Raw genomic sequence first — 642 nt, forward strand, 5'->3', positions numbered from 1 at the left:
TAAACACGTGCTTCATCGAAAACGCGTGCACAATCGTAAACCTCTGCCTTACCGTAAACGTGTGCCTTACCGTAAACGTGTGTCTCACCGTAAATTTCTGCACGACCGTAAACGCATGCCCCGTAGTAAACGCGTGCGCTCTCGTAAACATGTGCATCATCAAAAATCCTAGCACCATCAAAAACCAGCGCATCATCATAAACTTTGGCATTACCGTAAACTTCTACATAATCGATAACGCGTGCATTGTTATAAACACGTGCATTGCCAAAAACTTGTGCCTCATCGGAAACTAGTGCATTGTCATAAATACATGCATTATCCGCAACCCAACAATAGTCCTCATGCGATAGGTTCTCTTCAGTCTCAATATAGCCGCCAAGATCACCTTTCTTGACGTCCCCCAAATCTCTCAGTGCACGAATGCGGTGAAGGATTTTGCCATCAACTTCGATTGTTTCATCAGTAAATTCGTATTTTTTTTCCATGATTACTATTTCTCACGTTCTACGATTACGGTGGAGCCACTAATTTTACAATTTCCAGCAATGTCTACACGACAGCAAATATATGCTTGATTGTAAATTTTAGCATTTCCGTAAACGTGTACACTTTCCCCTATAACAGAATTCCCATAAATCC

The 642-nt window shown here is 41.6% G+C and carries 1 protein-coding gene; it reads right to left on the bottom strand.

All coding sequences use genetic code 11. The features are described from left to right. A partial coding sequence (locus tag ACFIL8_RS12090; protein WP_375690022.1) for a hypothetical protein occupies window positions 1–488 on the bottom strand: 488 nt, incomplete at its 3' end. Window positions 489–642 lie beyond the last annotated feature (154 nt).

The organism is Bartonella sp. AP57NXGY (genome assembly GCF_042195805.1).
Taxonomy (GTDB): domain Bacteria; phylum Pseudomonadota; class Alphaproteobacteria; order Rhizobiales; family Rhizobiaceae; genus Bartonella.